The 19,635-nt window shown below is 70.6% G+C and carries 15 protein-coding genes; 2 read left to right on the top strand and 13 right to left on the bottom strand.

The window, feature by feature from the left end; translation table 11 throughout:
- Positions 1–2: 2 nt before the first annotated feature.
- The gene (locus tag G6048_RS10180; RefSeq protein WP_165339143.1) at positions 3–944 is read right to left on the bottom strand and encodes a 2-hydroxyacid dehydrogenase; all 942 of its coding nucleotides are present in this window, start codon (positions 942–944) and stop codon (positions 3–5) included.
- Positions 945–1,019: 75 nt separating this feature from the next.
- On the opposite strand from G6048_RS10180, the gene G6048_RS10175 reads away from it, so the two are divergent.
- Positions 1,020–2,030: an aldo/keto reductase gene (locus G6048_RS10175; protein WP_165339142.1), complete on the top strand. Its 1,011-nt coding sequence runs from the start codon at positions 1,020–1,022 to the stop codon at positions 2,028–2,030.
- 203 nt (positions 2,031–2,233) lie between these two features.
- The gene (locus G6048_RS10170; protein ID WP_165339141.1) at positions 2,234–3,433 is read left to right on the top strand and encodes a PQQ-dependent sugar dehydrogenase; all 1,200 of its coding nucleotides are present in this window, start codon (positions 2,234–2,236) and stop codon (positions 3,431–3,433) included.
- Between the two features lie 19 nt (positions 3,434–3,452).
- On the opposite strand, the gene G6048_RS10165 is transcribed toward G6048_RS10170, so the two are convergent.
- From G6048_RS10165 to G6048_RS10110, 12 genes are all read right to left on the bottom strand, one after another.
- Positions 3,453–3,671: a DUF6191 domain-containing protein gene (locus G6048_RS10165; protein ID WP_165339140.1), complete on the bottom strand. Its 219-nt coding sequence runs from the start codon at positions 3,669–3,671 to the stop codon at positions 3,453–3,455.
- A 39-nt stretch (positions 3,672–3,710) separates the two neighbouring features.
- Positions 3,711–6,800, bottom strand: coding sequence for a helix-turn-helix transcriptional regulator (locus tag G6048_RS10160; RefSeq protein WP_165339139.1), 3,090 nt, complete (start codon positions 6,798–6,800; stop codon positions 3,711–3,713).
- A gap of 211 nt (positions 6,801–7,011) precedes the next feature.
- On the bottom strand, positions 7,012–7,197 hold the full coding sequence (locus tag G6048_RS10155; RefSeq protein ID WP_165339138.1) for a hypothetical protein: 186 nt from the start codon (positions 7,195–7,197) through the stop codon (positions 7,012–7,014).
- Between the two features lie 201 nt (positions 7,198–7,398).
- On the bottom strand, positions 7,399–7,983 hold the full coding sequence (locus G6048_RS10150; RefSeq protein WP_165339137.1) for a hypothetical protein: 585 nt from the start codon (positions 7,981–7,983) through the stop codon (positions 7,399–7,401).
- Positions 7,984–8,038: 55 nt separating this feature from the next.
- Positions 8,039–8,614 (bottom strand): GNAT family N-acetyltransferase, encoded by a 576-nt coding sequence (locus G6048_RS10145; protein ID WP_165339136.1) that lies wholly within the window; start codon positions 8,612–8,614, stop codon positions 8,039–8,041.
- Complete coding sequence (locus tag G6048_RS10140; protein ID WP_165339135.1) at positions 8,592–10,850, bottom strand: MMPL family transporter; 2,259 nt, start codon at positions 10,848–10,850, stop codon at positions 8,592–8,594. Before G6048_RS10140 ends, G6048_RS10145 begins: the two co-directional genes overlap by 23 nt.
- 278 nt (positions 10,851–11,128) lie before the next feature.
- Positions 11,129–13,171, bottom strand: coding sequence for a phosphocholine-specific phospholipase C (locus G6048_RS10135; RefSeq protein ID WP_165339156.1), 2,043 nt, complete (start codon positions 13,169–13,171; stop codon positions 11,129–11,131).
- Positions 13,172–13,458: 287 nt separating this feature from the next.
- Entirely contained in the window at positions 13,459–14,970 is a 1,512-nt protein-coding gene (gene gatB / locus G6048_RS10130; protein ID WP_165339134.1) for an Asp-tRNA(Asn)/Glu-tRNA(Gln) amidotransferase subunit GatB, read from the bottom strand.
- 15 nt (positions 14,971–14,985) lie between these two features.
- A complete protein-coding gene (locus G6048_RS10125) occupies positions 14,986–15,228 on the bottom strand; it encodes a hypothetical protein (protein ID WP_165256369.1) in 243 nt (80 codons plus the stop codon).
- The gene (gene gatA / locus G6048_RS10120; protein WP_165339133.1) at positions 15,225–16,730 is read right to left on the bottom strand and encodes an Asp-tRNA(Asn)/Glu-tRNA(Gln) amidotransferase subunit GatA; all 1,506 of its coding nucleotides are present in this window, start codon (positions 16,728–16,730) and stop codon (positions 15,225–15,227) included. Before gatA ends, G6048_RS10125 begins: the two co-directional genes overlap by 4 nt.
- A 6-nt stretch (positions 16,731–16,736) precedes the next feature.
- A complete protein-coding gene (gatC, locus tag G6048_RS10115; RefSeq protein WP_165339132.1) occupies positions 16,737–17,033 on the bottom strand; it encodes an Asp-tRNA(Asn)/Glu-tRNA(Gln) amidotransferase subunit GatC in 297 nt (98 codons plus the stop codon).
- A 124-nt stretch (positions 17,034–17,157) separates the two neighbouring features.
- A complete protein-coding gene (locus G6048_RS10110) occupies positions 17,158–19,563 on the bottom strand; it encodes a putative bifunctional diguanylate cyclase/phosphodiesterase (protein ID WP_165339131.1) in 2,406 nt (801 codons plus the stop codon).
- Positions 19,564–19,635: the final 72 nt, after the last annotated feature.

Below are 19,635 nucleotides of genomic sequence, written 5' to 3'. Positions count from 1 at the left end.
GGCTACGCGCCCGTCGTAAGGACCACGTTCCGCATCGGCTCCCGGTTCACAAAACGATGGAACTGGTCCACCAGGAGCCGCTTGGCGCGCGGAAAGAACGCGGATGTCGGGCCCCCCACATGCGGACTGATGAGCACCCCCGGCGCATGCCACAACGGGTGCCCCTTGGGCAGCGGTTCGGGGTCGGTGACGTCAAGAGCCGCTCGGATCCGGCCACTTTCCAGCTCGGCGAGCAGCGCCTTCGTGTCGACGACGCCGCCACGGGCGACGTTCACCAGCAGTGCGCCGTCCTTCATCCGCGCCAGGAAGTCGGCCCCCGCCAGGCCCCTGGTCTGCTCGGTGAGCGGGGTGATGAGCACCACCACATCGGCGTCCGGGAGGAGTTCGGGCAGTGCGGTGATCGGATGCACGGGCCCGCGCTCCGTCTCCCGTGCGGAGCGCGCGACGCGCGCCACCCGCGCGACCTCGAAGGGCGCGAGCCGGTCCTCGATCGCGGCACCGACCGAGCCGTAACCGACGATCAGCACCGACTGGTCGGCGAGCGCGGGCCGGAACCCCGACCGCCACTCCTCGCGCCCCTGCCCGCGTACGAAGTCGGGGATGCCCCGCAGCGAGGAGAGGATCAGCGTCAGTGTGAGCTCGGCCGTACTGGCGTCGTGCACTCCGCGCGCGTTGCACAACTGCACGCCCTCGGGGAGCAGTCCGAGGCCGGGCTGGACGTGGTCGATTCCGGCCGACAACGTCTGCACGACCTGTACGGACGTCATCGCGGCCATCGGACGCACCGAGATCTCGCTGCTCTTCATGTAGGGCACGACATAGAACGCGCAGTTGGCGGGATCGGCGGGAAAGTCCTGCTCCCCGTCCCAGAAGCGGTAGGTGAGGCCCTCGGGGCGGCCATCGATGTCGGCTGGGTCAAAGGGGAGCCACACTTCGGAAGTCATGCTCAGGAGGCTAAGCGAAGCGTTGTCAGACGCAGAGGTTAGTTTTGGGGATCGGGAAAGGGAGGGCACGGCCAGGTGGAGCGGAGGACGATCGGGGCTGCGGCGCTCGAGGTGGGGGCTGTCGGGCTCGGATGCATGCCGATGAGCTGGGCCTACTCGGCTTCCCGGCAGCAGGGCGATGAGTCGCTGCGGACCCTGCACACGGCCCTCGACCGGGGCTCCAGCCTCCTCGACACCGCCGACATGTACGGGCCGTTCACGAATGAGCTGCTGGTGGGCCGGGTGCTCAAGGAGCGGCGACCGGAGGCGTTCGTCTCCACCAAGTGCGGGCTGCTGGTCGGTGAGCAGCACATCGTGGCCAACGGCCGCCCCGGGTATGTGAAACGGGCCTGCGACGCCTCGCTGCGACGCCTGCAGACGGATGTCATCGACCTGTACCAGTTGCACCGCGCCGACCCCGAGGTGCCGGTCGAGGAGACCTGGGGCGCGATGGCTGAGCTCGTGACGGCGGGGAAGGTACGGGCGCTCGGGCTGTGCGCGGTGGGCGCCCGCTCCGGACGCCGCTCGGGGGCACACCTGCACGACGGAACGATCCGGCAGCTGGAGCGGGTGCAGCAGGTCTTCCCGGTGAGCGCGGTGCAGGCCGAGTTGTCGGTGTGGTCGCCGGAGGCACTGGACGGGCTGCTGCCGTGGTGCGAGGCGCGCGACGTCGGTTTCCTGGCCGCGATGCCGCTCGGCAACGGCTTCCTGACCGGCACGCTCACGCCCGGCGAAGGCTTCGAACCCGAAGACGTACGCGCCCGGCATCCCCGCTTCACCGCCGAGATGATGGCCGCGAACCAGCCGATCGTGGCCGGTCTGCGCCGTATCGCGCGGCGGATCGGCGAGGAGACCGGTGCGGAGGTCACTCCGGCGCAGGTGGCGCTCGCGTGGGTGCTCGCGCAGGGGCGGCATGTGGTGCCGGTGCCGGGGGCGAAACGGGAGCGGTGGGCGGCCGAGAACGCCGGGGCGGCCGGGCTGCGGCTGTCGGCGCGGGATCTGGCGGAGGTGGCGGAGCTGCCTCCGGCTCAGGGGTCGTGGGACTGAGCGGAACGGACTGAGCGGGACGCACCACGGGCTCAGCGCAGCACGTGGGTCACAGCAGAACAGGCTCACAGCTTGAGTACAGGCTCACAGCTTGATGAGCGAGGGTAGTCGGGAGGGCTCGCAAAGGTCTCGCCGAGCTGCCCGGCCGGATCTCGTCGCATTTCGCGTCCGGAGATCGGGAACCTGTGAGGCGGTTGCGGTGTATGAACAGTAGAACCTGCCGCGTCGAAGGGATCCAGATCGTGCAACGTCGAGCTGTGACGGCCGTGTTGGCCGCTGCCGCCCTCCTGCTGACGGCCGGCTGTTCTTCCGGCGACGAGGAGGGGTCGGACGGCGGAGCGAACGCCTCCCCGAGTCGTACGGAATCGGGGTCGTCGCCCGGAGGGCAGGCGACCGAGGGGGCGCCGCCCGCGAAGGGCTCCGTGAAGGTCGTGCGGACCGTCACCGAGGGTCTGAACACTCCGTGGGGCCTCGCGCCACTGCCCGAAGGCGACCTGCTGGTGTCCTCGCGGGACGAGGGGACGATCACCCGGGTCGACACGGAAAGCGGCAAGAAGACCGAGGTGGGGACGGTGCCAGGCGTCGCCGCCGCCGGCGAGGGCGGCCTGATGGGCCTCGCTCTCTCACCGGAGTACGCCTCGGACCGCATGGTCTATGCGTACTTCACCTCGGCGTCGGACAACCGCATCGTGCGCATGCTGTACGACGCGGAGAAGCCGGCGGGTGAGCAACTGGGCGCGCCCGACACGGTGTTCAGGGGCATCCCGAAGGGCACGAATCACAACGGCGGGCGGATCGCCTTCGGCCCGGACAAGATGCTCTACGCCGGCACGGGCGAGCGGTACGAAGCGGAGCTCGCTCAGGACAAGAACTCCACGGGCGGCAAGATCCTCCGGCTGACCCCGGACGGCGAGCCGGCGCCGGGCAACCCCTTCGACTCCCCCGTCTACTCCTACGGCCACCGCAATGTACAGGGCCTGGCCTGGGATTCCGAAAAGCGCCTGTGGGCCGCTGAGTTCGGCCAGAACACCTGGGACGAACTGAACCACATCGAGCCGGGCGACAACTACGGCTGGCCGGACGCCGAGGGCGAGTCCGACGACTCCCAGTACCACGACCCGATCGCCCAGTGGGACGTGGCCGAGGCCTCCCCCAGCGGCATCGCCTACGCGGAGGGCTCCATCTGGATGGCGGGCCTGCGCGGCCAGCGCCTGTGGCGCATCCCTCTGAGCGGCACGGAGAGGGCAGCCGACCCCCAGGCCTTCCTGGAGGAGGAGCACGGCCGCCTGCGCACGGTGGTCTCGGCGGGTGAGAACAAGCTGTGGCTGGTCACCAGCGAAACGGACGGCCGGGGGTCCCCGGAGGACGGGGACGACAAGATTCTTGAGCTGGAGGTGACGTAGGGCGGTTCTGGAAGGTCCTTCAGTCCTCGTCGGAGTCCGGCCTGGCCGGCTCCCCGGCGTCCGGTTCCGGGGGCGCCTGACCAGGCAGCCGTACGACGACCTTCCCGGACGTGAGGTCTATCGGCCCGCGCCCCGGATCGCCGTCCCCGACCTCCTCGCGGGTCATCTCCAGACGGTTGCGCTCATCCTCGGTGTGCTTGCGGCCGGGGGCGAACAGCTGCTCGAACACGTTGAACACGGCGCCTCCCTCGGCCCGGGGTCCCTTACAGCGTAGGCCTCAGCCTGCCGCTTCAGCAGCGGGTCTCTCGGACGGGAACAGCCGCAGCCGGTGGGCCAGGGCCGCTGCCTCGCCGCGGCCGGAGACGTCCAGCTTGGCGAGGATGTTGGAGACGTGGACGCTGGCGGTCTTCGGGGAGATGAAGAGTTCCTCGGCTATGCGGCGGTTGCTGCGGCCCGCGGCGACCAGGCGCAGGACGTCGCGCTCGCGGCTGGTGAGGCCGAGCGCAGCGGCCGGGTCGGCAGGAGTGAGGGCCGACCGCTCCGGGGCCCCTGAGGGACGCGCCAGGGTGAGACGGGCGCGTTGCGCGAGCAGGGCGATGGACTCGGCGAGCGGGCGCGCGCGGAGGTGGTCGGCGACGGCTCCGGCCAGGCGCAGGAGCTCGGTGGCGCGGTCGCGGGCGTCGTCGTCGTCGCCCGGGCCGGAGGCCAGCAGGGATTCGGCGAGGCGGTAGCGGACGCGGGCCAGGTCGTAGGGACGCTCCAGTGACTCGAAGGCGGTCACGGCGGCGGACCAGTCGGCCGGGGTGTCCCTGCCCTCGGCGCGCAGCAGTTCGGCGCGCACCCAGCGCTCGTACGCACCCCAGAGCGGCACGTTCGTGGCGAGCGGCTTGGCGTTCTTCCGGATGCGCTCGATGTGTTCGGCGCGGCCCTGCTCCGCGGCGGGCAGACCGCGGGCGTCGGCCTCCGCGGTGGCGGCGGCGAGCAGCAGCGGCCAGCCGTAGCGCTGGGTGCCGGGTGGCACGCCGGCTTCCAGGGCGCGGTCGAGTTCGGCGCGGGCGTCGGGGAGGCGGCCCTCGACGGCGGCGAGAGTGAGGGTGAGCCGGGCCAGCGGCAGGGCGTTCTGCGGCATGGGGTCATGGGTGCCGTACGCGTCGCGGGCAGCGGCCAGGTGGCGGCCCGCCTCGGCGAGATGTCCCCGGGCGAGCGCGATGTCGACGAGGCGTAGGAAGGAGCCACCACGCGGCTTGGCGCTCGGAAGGGCGTGCTGAGCGTTCGTCGCGGCCTCACCGGCCTCGTCCCACTGGCCCAGGGAGCAGAGAGCGTCCGAGAGGTTGTCCCACACCCAGGACTCCGACTCCAACAGGCCCATTTTCCCGGTGAGTTCAAGGCCCTCCCGCAGGATGCCGACGGCCTCCCTGGAGCGGCCGATGCCTTCCAGAGTGGCCGGCAGGTTCGTATAGCTGCGGCCCACCTCCCGCGCAGCCCCGAGCTCGACCGACTGGCGCCGGACCTCGTACAACTCGGCGAGACCCGCCTCGATGTCCCCCGCTTCGACCATGAGGCCGCCGAGGGTGAGCCGCGCGTTCAGTTCGATCTCGCGGGCGCCCACCATGCGCGCGTACTCCACGGCGCGCTCGGCGTCCGTCAGCGCGTCGGGCCCCGGAGTGTGAAGCATGGACCAGTTGGCGACGGACGTCAGGACCTCGGCGTGCACCTGGGAGGGCGGCAGACCTCGCACCAGTTCCTCGGCGGTGCCGAGTTCCTTCCAGCCGTCGCCGCGGCCCAGCGCCTGCACCAGTCGGGAGCGCTGGGTCCAGAACCAGGCGGCGCGCAGGGCCTCGTCCTCGCCCTCCAGGAGATGAAGGGCCCGCTTGGTGATCTTCAGAGCGCGCTCGCGCTCCCCGCAGAGCCGGCCCGCGACGGCCGCCTCGGCCATCAGGTCGAGATAGGTCAGCGGCTTGTTCACCGGGTCGCAGCCGCACGCAGGAGTCGGGGCGCAGCCGCAGGGCGGATAAGCCTCGGCGTAGTCGACGGGGCGCAGCTCGGCGCGCACGGCCTCGGGGGCGGAGTCCCACAGCTCCATCGCCCGCTCCAGGAGCCGTAGTTGCTCCGAGTAGGCGTGCCGGCGGCGGGCCTCCACGGAGGCGTCGAGGACGGCGGGCAGGGCCTTGGCCGCGTCGTGTGCGTGATACCAGTAGCTGGCCAGGCGCGTGGCGCGCTCATCGGCCCGTACGAGCGTCGGGTAGGCCTCCAGCGCTTCGGCGTACCGCCGGTTGAGGCGGGAGCGCTCGCCGGGCAGCAGGTCGTCGGCCACGGCCTCGCGCACCAGGGAGTGGCGGAAGCGGTAGCCGTCCCCGTCGGGTGTGGCGAGCAGGAGGTTGGCGCCCACCGCGGCCCGCAGCGCCTCGATGAGGTCGTCCTCGGAGAGCTGCGCCACGGCGGCGAGCAGCGCGTACTCGACGGTGGAGCCGCCCTCCGCGACGATCCTGGCGACCCGTTGGGAACTCTCGGGCAGGCTCTCGACCCGGACCAGGAGCAGGTCCCGGAGGGAGTCGGTGAGGCCGGTGCGGCAGCCCTCGTGCGCCGCCACGGCGAGTTCCTCGACGAAGAACGCGTTCCCGTCGGAGCGCTCGAAGATGTCGTCGACCAGGGCCGGGGCGGGCTCGGAGGCGAGGATTCCGGCGATCTGGCGGCGGACTTCGGCGCGGCTGAAGCGGCCGAGTTCGATACGGCGGACCGTGCGCAGCCGGTCCAGCTCGGCCAGGAGGGGACGCAGCGGATGGCGGCGGTGGACGTCGTCGGCGCGATAGGTGGCGATGACGACGAGGCGGCCGCTGCGCAGCGTACGGAAGAGGTAGGCGAGGAGGTGGCGGGTCGAGGCGTCGGCCCAGTGCAGGTCTTCCAGGAGTACGACCACCGTGCGCTCGGCGGCGACGCGCTCCAGGAGACGGACGGTGAGTTCGAAGAGGCGGGCCATGCCCTCCTCGTCGTGCCGCCCCCGCGAGGTGTCGCCCAGCTCGGGCAGCAGCCGGGCCAGCTCCTCCTCCTGCCCGGCCGCGGCGGAGGCCAGCTCGTCGGGCAGTTGGCGGCGCAGGGCGCGCAGGGCGGTGGAGAAGGGGGCGAACGGCAGCCCGTCGGCGCCGATCTCGACACAGCCGCCGAGCACCACGACAGCGCCCTGACGGTCGGCCGCGCCCGCGAACTCCTCGATGAGCCGTGTCTTACCGACGCCCGCCTCACCGCCGACCAGCAACGCCTGTGGCTCGCCCGCGGCGGCGCGGGCGAGCGCGTTGTTCAGGACGTCCAGCTCGTCGGCGCGACCGACGAAAACCGGACTGACGGACCTGGTCTCCACAACGCCGAGCATCGCACAGGGCTCTGACAACGCGGCAGCGATTAACGGCGCCCGCCCGTCCCCAGGCGCCGGCGCCCCGGCCGTCCCCAACTGCCCTGCACGGCGCGGCGGCAGCCCCGTACGGCGCGGTGCCGGGAGTCCCCCCGGACTCCCGGCACCGCTGGCACTTCCGGTAGCGCTTCCGGCGCCCCCGGCGCCTTCCCTGGTCGCCATCACGCCGCGATCACGCCGCGCGTGCGAAGCGGTGACGGCGTGGATACGGCCAGCGGTTCACCCGCCCTTCGGTGTCGTCCTTCGCCGATCGGCGGGCGGCACGGCGGGCGCGGATGGCCTCGCGCGCCAGCCGGTAGTTGTCGGCCTCACGGATCATCTGGGCGGAACGGATCTGCTGGAGCTCGTACGCGAACATCTCGTACCCCTCGTGAAGAAGTCGGTTTCGGGTCTCGCTTTGTGCGATGCCTCAACCTTCGTCTCCCAGGGGGGTGCGTCACATCGGGAGAGTTCCGCATCTTGCGCACGGGAGGGGCCTTAGGTCCGCCGTAAGAAGCTCGCGGCGGACCTAAGGCCCCTCAGGACGTGCGGTTTTCCAGACTGCTTCCCGGTGGGCGGTTCAGCCTGCGGAGGGCACGGAGAGCAGGACGTCGGAGTACTTGAGGGCGGCCAGCAGCAGGCCGACGACGGCGAGCGAGACGCCCGCCCAGGCGACCGACTTGACCCACGGGGCCTGCACCCGGTCGGGGTTCCCGAACGCGGGCCGGACGAGCACCACGACGCCGACGATCAGTGCGGCCAGCGCGAAGAACCCGCCCCACAGCGCGGTGGTCTGCCAGGCATCGCCGTAGAGCGCCTTGAGCTGTGTGGCGACGCTCGCGTTGCCCGCGGCCTGCATCTCCAGCTGGCCGGTGATCTCCTGTCGCGCGGAGGCCACGGTGCCGACCCAGCTGCCGGTCAGCGAGACGATGCCGAGCCCGGCGGAGACGACGGCGGCGGCACCCTGGCCCACACCGGAGCCTCCGGTGGCCGCACCGGCGCTGTCACCCGAGTCCGGGTGTTCCTGCTCGTCGTCCTGGTCCACCTCGGCGTCGGCCTGGTCCGCGGCCGTGTCGCCGTCCTTCGTGAGCTGCACGTCCTCCTCGTCGCGCTTTGCGTCGGTGCCGGTGGGGGTGCCGGCCTCGTCAACTGTCTTGGATCCCATGCTCCGCACCGTACGGACGCTGTCTGAGAAGTGTCTTAATGATCGCCGAGGCGCCTTAGTGATCGTCGCGAGCTGCACGCGCGCGTGCGTCACGCCATTCCGGCGCGAGCACGGACCACACTTCGAGGTCCTGGCGCCCACCCCGGTACGGGTAGCTCTCCCGGAGCACACCGTCACGGCTCATGCCCAGCCGCCGCGCCACATTGATGCTCGGTTCATTGGCTGTGGACGCCTGCCACTCCACCCGGTGGATGCCGCGCTCGTCGACCGCCCAGTCGATGAGGATCCGCATGGCGCGGGTGACCAGTCCGCGTCCCGCGGCGGCCGGCTCCAGCCAGCACCCGACCTCGCTGGTGCCCAGCTCGGCGTCGAAGTGCAGGAACAGCACCCCGCCGACGAGCTTCCCGTCCAGCCACAGCCCGTGCAGGTTGCCGGTGTCTGCGGCGCGCTTGTCGGCGTACGACTGGAGGAGTTCGCGCGCGGAGTCGATATCCGTGGCGTTCGCCCCGAAGGGGATGTGCCGTCCGATGAACTCGCGTCCCCGGTCCAGGTGCGCAAGGAACTCCTCAGCGTGCCAGGGCTCCAGGGGTCGCAGTTCGGCGCCGTCCTCACCCAGGGATATCGCGTACATCCTGCTGCCGCTCCTTCACGAGTACGTCCATCAGCGCGCCGTCGCGCGCAGCCGGAATCGTCGCATGGGAGGGGATGGCAGGGCTGGAGTCGGGCGGTTCGATGCTGATGCGCGGCAGGCGGCGGTCGAGCCAGCGGGGCAGCCACCAGTTGGCGCCGCCGAGCATGTGCATCAGGGCGGGCACCAGGAGCGTACGCAGGACGAAGGCGTCGAGCGCGACCGCGGCGGCGAGCGCGATGCCGAACATCGCGATGACGCGGTCGCCGCTGAGCACGAAGGCGAGGAAGACCGAGATCATGATCACGGCGGCGGAGTTGATCACCCGGCTGGTCTCGGCGAGGCCGACGCGCACAGCCCGCCGGTTGTCGCCGGTCTCCAGCCATTCCTCGTACATCCGGCTGACCAGGAAGACCTGGTAGTCCATGGAGAGCCCGAAGAGCACGGACACCATGATCACGGGGAGGAATGGTTCGATCGGGCCCGCGCTGCCGAGGCCCAGCAGCTCACTCCCCCAGCCCCACTGGAAGATCGCGACGACGACGCCGAAGGCGGCGGCGACGGCCGCGACATTCATCGCGGCGGCCTTCAGGGGGATGCCGACGGAACGGAAGGCGAGCAGCAGCAGGAGGCAGCCGAGCCCGATCACGACGCCCACGAACAGGGGCAGCTTGCCGATGATGACCTCGGCGAAGTCGTCATAGCCGGCCGTGACACCGCCGACGTGCAGGTCCAGCGAGGTGTCCGTCTCGGCCCGGGGCAGCACGTCGGAGCGCAGCCGGTCGACGAGGTCGCTGGTCTTCTCGGACTGCGGCGAGGACTCCGGGGTGACGGTGAGGTACGCGGTGTCGCCGCCCTGGTCGTACGTCACCGGGGTCACCGAGGCGACACCTTCGGTGGACCGGAGCGTTTCGTCGAGGTTGTCCAGGGCCAGCCGGTCCTGGCCGCCGTCGACCTCGGTGACGAGGGTCAGCGGGCCGTTGACGCCGGGGCTGAAGCCGTCGGCCAGCAGGTCGTACGCCTGGCGGGTGGTGGCGGTCTCGGGGTTGTTGCCCTGGTCCGAAGTGCCGAGGTGCAGGCCGAGGGTGGGCAGCGCCAGCACGGTCATGACGGCGAGGGCGACGACTCCGAGCAGCTTGGGATGCCGCTCGACGAAGGCGGACCAGCGGGCGGCGAGACCGGTGGGGATCTCCGGTTCGGGACCGTGTTCGTCCAGGTGGCGGCGCTCGCGGCCGCTGAGGGCGCGCATGCCGATGAAGGAGAGCAGTGAGGGCAGCAGGGTCACGGAGGCCGCGACCGTGAGCAGCACGGTCAGGGACGCGGCGATCGCGACGCCGTTCAGGAAGCTGAGCCGCAGGATGAGCATGCCGAGCAGGGCTATACACACCGTTGCACCCGCGAAGACGACCGCGCGCCCGGTGGTGGCCACGGCGTTCCGCGCGGCCTCCTCGACCGGCAGCCCGCGCTTCAGGCCGCGTCGGTGTCTGGTCACGATGAACAGCGCGTAGTCGATGCCGACGCCGAGGCCGACCAGCATGCCGAGCATCGGCGCGAAGTCGGCGACGGTCATGAAGTGGCCGAGCAGCACGATCCCCGCGTACGCCGTGCCGACGCTCACCAGGGCCGTGGCGATCGGCAGCAGCGAGGCGGCGAGCGAGCCGAAGGCCAGGAAGAGAACCACGGCGGCGACGATCACGCCGACGACCTCGGCGATATGGCCGCCCGAGGACTCGGTGAGCCCGATGGCGTTACCGCCCAGCTCGACCTGGAGGCCGTCCGTCTCGGCGTCCTTGGCGGTGTCCACGACCGCCTGGACCTGGGCCGGGTCGATGTCCTTGGACTTCTCGTCGAAGGTGACCGAGGCGTAGGCGGTGTGCCCGTCGGCGCTGATCCGCCCGGCGGTCTGGCTGTCGTACGGGTCGGTCACGGAGGCCACGCCGGGCAGTTCCTCGATCTTGTCGAGGGTGCCCTTCATCGTCTGCTCGACGTCGGCGGCTCGTACGGAACCCGCGTCGGAGGCGGTGTGCCAGACGATGGTGTCGCTGTCCCCGCCCATGTCCGGGAAGCTCTTCTGCAGCAGCTGGGCGGCGCGGCCGGATTCCGTGCCGGGCACCTTGTAGTCGTTCGAGTAGGCGGATCCGGCGACCGCCGCGGCGACGGTGGTACCGCCGAGCGCCAGGACCCAGAGCAGAACGACAAGAAGGCGGTGCCTGACACACCAGCGTGCGAGTGCTGCCACGAACAAGCTCCCAGTGGGGGTGGGGGTTGTGGATCTTTACCGGGAACCGCCGAGCAAAGAACACATGAGCAATACGTGGACAACTCTGGCAGGCCGTAGAGATCGTTAGCCGTTTTCGTGGACTTACTCACAGAAATGCGAGCGAGTTCACAGCACGCTTCTGTGAACCCCCTCGCATTTCCCGGCGTCCGCCCCACCCGGCGAATCGCCGCCGGATACTCTCGCGCGTTTCAGCCGGACGCAGTCGGTCCTAGCGAGTCGGTCCAGCCAGTCGGTCTTCAGCCGGACACGCTCGCGCGCCCGTTCTCGATGTGCCCCATCAGCCGCCTCCGGAAGGCGTCCCCGGCCGCGGTCACCTCCACGTCGTACCAGCCGTGGGCGTCCCGCGTGGCGTGCGCGAAGGCGACCGCCCGGCCCGGCTGCACGGTGACCTTCCGGTCGCCCGCGGCGGCGTAGCCGAGCTGCCGGACGGTGAAGGTCAGCGGCCTGGTTCCGGTGTTGCGGAGCGTGAGGCGCAGGGCACGCGCGCCCGCGTCGATGGCGGAGGCGAGCTCGGCACGCGCGAGCGTGTCTCCCGCGAACTCGCGCCGGAAGCCGTTCGGCCCGGTCACCGTGAAGTCGTACGACGTCCCCCGCACCGGCACCTCCCAGGCGCCCTCCCGCTCGACGTCCTGGTGCTGCGGCTTCTTGAACTCGCCGGCGTACGGGTAGAGCGCGAAGTGCGCGCTGGAGCGTCCGGCGTTGACCAGCCGTACACGTACCTTTTCGTCCTCCACGCGCGCGTGCGCGTCGGGCTGGTACGGCAGCGGGCGCGCCGGGCGGGTGCCGGGCTCCTGCCGGGGCATCGACTGCTGCGCGGGCGGCTGCGGGTTCCAGCGCCCGGTGAACGGCGGGATGACACCGGGCTGCTCGGCCTCCGGCTGCGGATGGCCGCGGCTGAAGTCGAAGGCGCCGGTGAGATCGCCGGTGACCTGACGCCGCCACGCGCCGATGTTGGGCTCGCTCACACCGGTCAGCTTCTCCAGGAAGCGGACTACGGAGGTGTGGTCGAAGACCTCGGAGCAGACGAAGCCGCCGACGGTCCAGGGCGAGACGACCAGCATCGGGACGCGCGGCCCGAGCCCGGTGGGCAGGCCCTTGAAGTACTCCTCCTCGTTCCCGGCGGCCGGAACGGGCGGGGGAACGTGATCGAAGAAGCCGTCGTTCTCGTCGTAGTTGATGAACACGGCGGTACGCCGCCAGACCTCGGGGTTCGAGGCGAGGGCGTCGAGCACCTTGTAGACGATGGTCGCACTGTGGACGGGCGAGGACACGGAGGGGTGCTCGGAGTCGACGGCCGAGGGCACCAGGTACGTCACCTTGGCGAGCTTCCCGCCCGCCACGTCCTTGGCGAACGCTTCCGCCAGCTTGCCCGTGGGCACCCGGCGCAGCCCGCGCTCGAACAGCGACCGCTCCTCGGTGCCAAGTGTGGAGACGCCCTCCTCCAGGACGGCCAGCAGCCGCTCACGCTCGGCCTCGTCGGCGGCGTCCCGCACCTTCGCGTAGAAGGCCTCCAGGTACGTGAACTCGGTCTTGGCCAAGACCTTGCGGGCGATCGCCTTGAAGGTGGTGAAGAACTCGACCTGGTTGTCGGTGAAGTTCTCCCACTCGGTGTACGTCTGCCAGCTCACGCCCGCCTTCTCCAGGCGCTCGGCGTACGTGCCCCAGTCGTAGCCGGGATGGGTGCCCTCGTCGTACGCGTCGTTGTCGACGGCCCGGTCGCCGTTCGCCTCGTAGCCCGTCTTGCCGCTCCACAGGTGGTTGCGGTTGGGGCTGGTGGAGGTGTGGATCGAGGAGTGGTAGGCGTCGCAGACGGTGAAGGTGTCGGCGAGCTCGTAGTGCAGTGGGAGGTCCTCGCGGGTGTAGTGCGCCATGGTCGCGGGCGTCTTGGCCTTGATCCAGCCGTTCATCCACCCGTCGTTCCAGGCCGTGCCGCCGCCGGTCCAGGAATGGTCGAGCGCCCCGATGTACTGGAGGTCCTTCTGCTGCGCCTCGGCGGCCTCGCGGACGGAGAACGGCAGGACGGTGCGCGAGGCGTCCGGCTGCTCGAAGACCGACGTCCCCTCGGGCAGACGGATCGCGTTGCGGTCGGAGAAGCCGCGGACGCCGCGCAGGGCACCGAAGTAGTGGTCGAAGGAACGGTTCTCCTGCATCAGGATCACCACATGCTCGACGGCCTCGAGACCGCCGCTCGGCGGTTCCTGGGCGAGCGCCTCCTGGAGGGAGGGCGGCAGGAACGAGCCGATGGCGGCGGCGCCGAGCGCGCCGCCGCCGAGGGCCATGAGCCGTCTACGGGTGAGCTCCGGTGACGAGGGTGACGAGGATGACAAGGCCGACCTCCCAGTCGAGACCAATGGTTCGCGAGTGACCCATTGACAGTCCGGCTGGGACCGTAGTGACGGCAGATGACGGACGGAAGTACCGGAACGGGCCGAGAGGCAAAAGGTCCGGAGTACGGGACCTGGGCTCCGCCCTTCCTGGACGGCGAGGTGCCTGATCCCTGAATGCCAGAACGCCGGTCGGGCTGGAGACTTCAGCCCGACCGGCGTTCAGACACGCTCCCGAAGGATCAACCCTCGACGCCCAGCTTCTCCAGGATCAGTTCCTTGACGCGCGCCGCGTCGGCCTGACCGCGCGTGGCCTTCATGACCGCGCCCACGAGGGCGCCCGCCGCGGCCACCTTGCCGCCGCGGATCTTGTCCGCGACACCCGGGTTGCCCGCGATGGCCTCGTCGACGGCGGCCGTGAGGGCGCCCTCGTCCGAGACGACCTTCAGCCCGCGCTTCTCGACGACCTCGTCCGGGGTGCCTTCGCCCGCGAGAACGCCTTCGATGACCTGACGGGCCAGCTTGTCGTTGAGTGAGCCGTCCTTGACCAGCGAGGTCACCCGGGCCACCTGCTCGGGCGTGATCGGCAGTTGGTCGATCGGACGCCCCGACTCGTTGGCGTTCCGGGCCAGTTCGCCCATCCACCACTTGCGGGCCGAGACCGAGTCGGCGCCCGCCTCGATGGTGGCGGCGATCAGATCGACCGCGCCCGCGTTCAGGATCGACTGCATGTCGTGCTCGGAGATCCCCCACTCCTCGCGCAGCCGGTTGCGGCGTACCCGCGGCAGTTCGGGCAGCCCCGCCCGCAGCTCCTCGACCCATTCGCGGGTCGGGGCGACGGGGACGAGGTCCGGCTCGGGGAAGTAGCGGTAGTCCTCCGCCTCTTCCTTCACGCGCCCGGAGGTCGTGGAGCCCGTGTCCTCGTGGAAGTGGCGGGTCTCCTGGATGATCGTGCCACCGCTGTTCAGGACGGCGGCGTGCCGCTGGATCTCGTACCGGCAGGCACGCTCCACCGACCGCAGCGAGTTGACGTTCTTCGTCTCGGAGCGTGTGCCGAACTTCTCGGTGCCGTTCGGGCGCAGCGAGAGGTTCACGTCGCAGCGCATCTGCCCCATCTCCATGCGGGCTTCCGACACACCGAGCGCCTTGATGAGCTCGCGCAGTTCGGCGACGTACGCCTTGGCGACCTCGGGAGCGCGCTCCCCCGCCCCCTCGATCGGCTTGGTGACGATCTCGATGAGCGGGATGCCGGCGCGGTTGTAGTCGAGGAGGGAGTGCGAGGCGCCGTGGATACGGCCCGTCGCGCCGCCCACGTGCGTGGACTTGCCGGTGTCCTCCTCCATGTGGGCGCGCTCGATCTCCACACGGAAGACCTCGCCGTCCTCCAACTGGACGTCCAGATAGCCGTTGAAGGCGATCGGCTCGTCGTACTGGGAGGTCTGGAAGTTCTTCGGCATGTCCGGATAGAAGTAGTTCTTCCGGGCGAAACGGCACCATTCGGCGATCTCGCAGTTCAGCGCGAGCCCGATCTTGATCGCGGACTCGACACCGGTCGCGTTCATGACCGGGAGCGAGCCGGGCATGCCGAGGCAGGTCGGGCAGGTCTGCGAGTTGGGCTCGGCGCCCAGCTCGGTCGAACAGCCGCAGAACATCTTGGTCTTGGTGCCGAGTTCGACATGGACCTCGAGGCCCATGACGGGGTCGTACGACGCCAGCGCGTCCTCGTACGACACCAGGTCGGTCGTGGTGGTCACGGTGAAACTTCCCTCTCAGCCCAGCAGGACGTCGTCGTCGCCCAGCCGCTTCAGCTCGCGGTAGAGCAGTGCGAGACCGGTGACGACGCCGGCGGCGGTCACCACGGCGTCGACGAGCCGCAGTGTGTCGTTCTCGACGCGGGCCTTCTTGATCTGCTTGGCGACACCGATCGCGCCGAACGCGGTCGTGGCGATGGACAGGTACGTGCCGGACTTCGACTTCTTGAAGCCCTTGGCCTTCGACAGTGCCTTGCTCACAGCGACGGAGCCTCCTCGATCAACGGGTGTCCCCACCTTTCCACGAAGGCGGCCTCGACCGCGGCGCCCACCTTGTAGAGGCGGTCGTCCTGCATCGCGGGGGCGATGATCTGCAGACCGACCGGGAGGTTGTCCTCCGGCGCAAGACCGCAGGGCAGCGACATGGCGGCGTTGCCCGCCAGGTTGGTCGGGATGGTGCACAGGTCCGCGAGATACATCGCCATCGGGTCGTCGGCGCGCTCACCGATCGGGAAGGCGGTGGTCGGCGTCGTCGGCGAGACGATCACGTCGACCTGCTCGAAGGCCTTCTCGAAGTCGCGGGTGATGAGCGTACGGACCTTCTGGGCGCTGCCGTAGTACGCGTCGTAGTAGCCGGAGCTCAGGGCGTACGTGCCGAGCATGATGCGGCGCTTGACCTCGTCTCCGAAGCCCGCCTCACGGGTGAGGGAGGTGACGTCCTCGGCGGAGTGTGTGCCGTCGTCGCCGACGCGGAGGCCGTAGCGCATGGCATCGAAGCGGGCGAGGTTCGACGAACACTCGGACGGCGCGATCAGGTAGTACGCGGACAGCGCCAGGTCGAAGGACGGGCAGTCCAGCTCGACGATCTCGGCGCCCAGCTCCTTGAGGAGCGAGACCGACTCGTCGAAGCGCTGCACGACACCGGCCTGATAGCCCTCGCCGCGGAACTGCTTGACGACACCGACGCGCATACCCGCGACGGATCCATTGCGGGCGGCCTCGACGACGGCCGGTACGGGCGCGGCGATGGAGGTCGAGTCGAGGGGGTCGTGACCGGCGATGACCTCGTGGAGGAGGGCCGCGTCCAGGACCGTACGGGCACAGGGCCCGCCCTGGTCGAGGGAGGACGAGAACGCCACCATGCCGTACCGGGACACCCCGCCGTACGTCGGCTTCACGCCGACCGTGCCGGTGACGGCCGCGGGCTGGCGGATGGAGCCGCCGGTGTCGGTGCCGATGGCGAGCGGCGCCTGGAAGGAGGCGAGGGCGGCGGACGACCCACCGCCGGAGCCGCCGGGGATGCGGGTGAGGTCCCACGGGTTGCCGGTCGGCCCGAACGCGCTGTTCTCGGTGCTGGACCCCATGGCGAACTCGTCCATGTTGGTCTTGCCGAGGATGACGACGTCGGCGGCCTTCAGCCGCTGGGTGACGGTCGCGTCGTACGGCGGGATCCAGCCCTCGAGGATCTTCGAACCGACCGTGGTCGGAATCCCCTCGGTGGTGAAGATGTCCTTGAGCGCGAGCGGTACGCCAGCGAGGGGGCCGAGCTTCTCCCCTCGCTCCCGCTTCTCGTCGACGGCACGGGCCTGGGCGAGCGCGCCCTCCCGGTCGATGTGCAGGAAGGCGTGCACCTTCTCGTCGACGGCCTCGATACGGGCGAGATGGGCCTCGGTGACCTGCACGGCCGTGAGCTCGCCGGCGGCGATCTTCTGGGCGATCTCGGCGGCGGTGAGCTTGATGATGTTGACGTTGCTGTCCGTCATGTCGGGTTACTCCTCCCCCAGGATCTGCGGCACCTTGAAACGCTGCTGCTCCTGGGCCGGGGCGCCGGACAGCGCCTGCTCGGGGGTGAGCGACGGACGGACCTCGTCCGCGCGCATGACGTTCGTCAGCGGCAGCGGGTGGGAGGTCGGCGGTACGTCTTGGTCGGCGACCTCGCTGACGCGGGCGACCGCGCCGATGATGTCGTCGAGCTGACCGGCGAAGTGATCGAGCTCTTCGCCCTTCAGCTCCAGACGCGCCAGCCGTGCGAGGTGGGCGACCTCCTCGCGCGTGATGCCAGGCATGCAGCGATCCTCAGGGGTGAGTGTGTGTGCTTTGGCCCAATCCTATGGCGCGCACACGACTGCCTGCGCCCGGGTTTCTGTTCTCCCACCCGCACTCTGGGGCGCCGTGCCTCCAAGGGGTCCCCTAAACGACCCGCCCCGGATCATCCGCCGCAGCCGCGGGCAGCGCGGCCCGAGGCCGCTGCCACCCCCGGGACCCGCGGGCCCGGAGCCAGGCGGTCGTCTCCTCCGCGGGCATCGCCGCGGCGACCAGCCACCCCTGAACCGCGTCGCATCCGAGGTCCCGGAGCCGCTCCCACGTCTCGTCGTCCTCCACCCCTTCGGCGACGACGAGAAGCCCCAGCGAATGAGCGAGATCGACGGTGCAGCGGACGATCTCGGCGTCCTCCGTGTCGACGGCCAGCCGGGCCACGAAGGACCGGTCGATCTTCAGCTCGCTCACGGGCAGCCGGCGCAGGTGCACCAGCGAGGAGTATCCGGTCCCGAAGTCGTCGAGCGACATCTTCACGCCGTGCCCGGTCAGCGCGGCCAGCGTGGCCGCGGCCCGGTGCGGATCCTCGAGCAGCACATGCTCCGTTATCTCCAACTGCAGGGCCCCCGCCGGGACTCCGTGCCGGGCGAGCCGCGCGGCGACCGACCCCGCGAACCCCGGCGTGTGCACATCCCGCGGCGACACATTGACCGCCACGGGCACATAAAGCCCCTGGGCCCGCCACCGGGCCACCTGCCCGAGCGCCGTCTCCAGCACGTATTCCGTGAGATGCGGCATCAGCCCGGACGACTCGGCGATCGCTATGAACTCGTCCGGCGGCACCTTCCCGCGCTCGGGATGCACCCACCGTACGAGCGCCTCGAGCCCGGCCACCTGCCCGTCGAAGCGGACCTTCGGCTGGTAGTGCAACTCGACGTCCCCGGAATCCAGCGCCCGGCGCAGATCCCCCAACAGCCCCAGCCGGTCAGGGGTGTTGGAGTCCCGCTTGGACTCGTACACCTCCACGCCCGTACGGTCCCGCTTCGCCTGGTACATCGCGACATCCGCCCGCCGCAGCAAGCCCTCCGCGTCCAGCGCGTGATCGGGGAAGACGGCGAGCCCGGCGCTGGCCTCCAGTACGAGCGTCAGCCCGTCGAGATCCAGCGGCGAACCGAGCGCGCCGACGAGGTTACGAGCCACCCGCGTCGCGGACGTCGTCGAATCGGCCACCGGCAGCAGTACGGCGAACTCGTCACCGCCGAGCCGCGCGGCCTCCGCCCCGCGCGGCAACGCCAGCCGCAGCCGATCCGCGATCTGCAACAGCAGCCGGTCCCCCGCAAGATGCCCCAGCGTGTCATTCACGGACCGGAAACGATCCAGGTCGATCAGCATTAGTGCGGAACGCGCACCGATCCGCTCGGCGTCCTCGAGCGCCGTCCAGGTGCGTTCGAGGAGCCACTGACGGTTGGGCAGCCCGGTGAGCGGGTCGCGCAGTTGTTCCTCGGCCCGGGCGCGGGCTATCCACAGACTGAAGTCGAGCGCGATGAGAGGGATCGAGAAAAGCGGCAGCAGTACGGGGAGAGACATGGCGACGACGCAGATCAGCGGGGCGATACCGAGCAGCGCCACGGCCACGAGCCCGTGTCTGACCAGTGCCGTGCGGGCGATGGTCGGCACTCCGGCACGGGGCGCATGGAGGTACCAGAGGAGCGCGCGCGTCACAGCGAGGTACGCGACTGCCACCAACACCACCTCGGGCGCGGTGTAGACGGTCCAGCTCTCCGGGTTCCAAGGCTCCTCCACGGACGGGACCCGGCCGAACACGGCCAGCACCAGCGCACCGCCGCCGATACCGAGAATGTCCACCGCGCCCTGCAGCACGCCCTGCCGCCAGCGGTGCCGCCGGGCTATGCCGACGAGCACGACGACGGTGAGGCTGACCATCCCCGCAGGCACCCAGCCGTACAGCAGCAGGACGGCGAGCGTGAGGGCCGCGCCAGAGCCCGTGCTGCCCCACCAGCGGGCGCGGCCGAGCGCCAGCAGATGGCCGACGATGAGGCCGACCAGCACGGCGAGGGACCAGCCGACGGAACCGGACGGAAAGAGCGCCTGGTGCCCGGTGAACCCCCGGAAGAAGCCCGCGCCCAGCACGAACCCGGCCGCCGCGACGACCGCGGTGGGCAGTGTGGGCCAGTGCGTCTGCCGCTCGGATTCATGGCCGGGCAGCCCGTGCCCGGAGCCGGTGCTTCCCTGGCCGGATGTTCCCAGCCCGGAACCCGTGCTCTCCCGGCCCGGCATCCCAAGTGCGGGGCGGGTCCCGGAGTTCCCGAGCTCGGAGCGGGTGCCAGGGTTCCCGAGCCCGGAGCCGGCGCTCATCTGGCCCTGCCCGCGCCCCTGTCCGCGCGGGTCCGTGCCCGGCTCCTGCCCGTCCACTCCATTGCGCTGCCCGCCCACGACTCGCTGTCCGGCGGCCCCCAGGGACGCCCCCCATCTCCGCACGCCGGTCACCCAGCGCGGGCGCAGCCGTGAGTCCGGGGCGGCGCTCTCGGTCGGTTCCATTCCCGTCCCTCTCACAGCCGGCGGTGCCCACGCCACGCGGCCCGATGCCCGACACACCCTCAACGGCACCGC

It is taken from the genome of Streptomyces ureilyticus, from assembly GCF_011045025.1.
In the GTDB taxonomy this organism is placed as follows: domain Bacteria; phylum Actinomycetota; class Actinomycetes; order Streptomycetales; family Streptomycetaceae; genus Streptomyces; species Streptomyces ureilyticus.
This window is presented reverse-complemented; position numbering and strand designations above follow the sequence as displayed.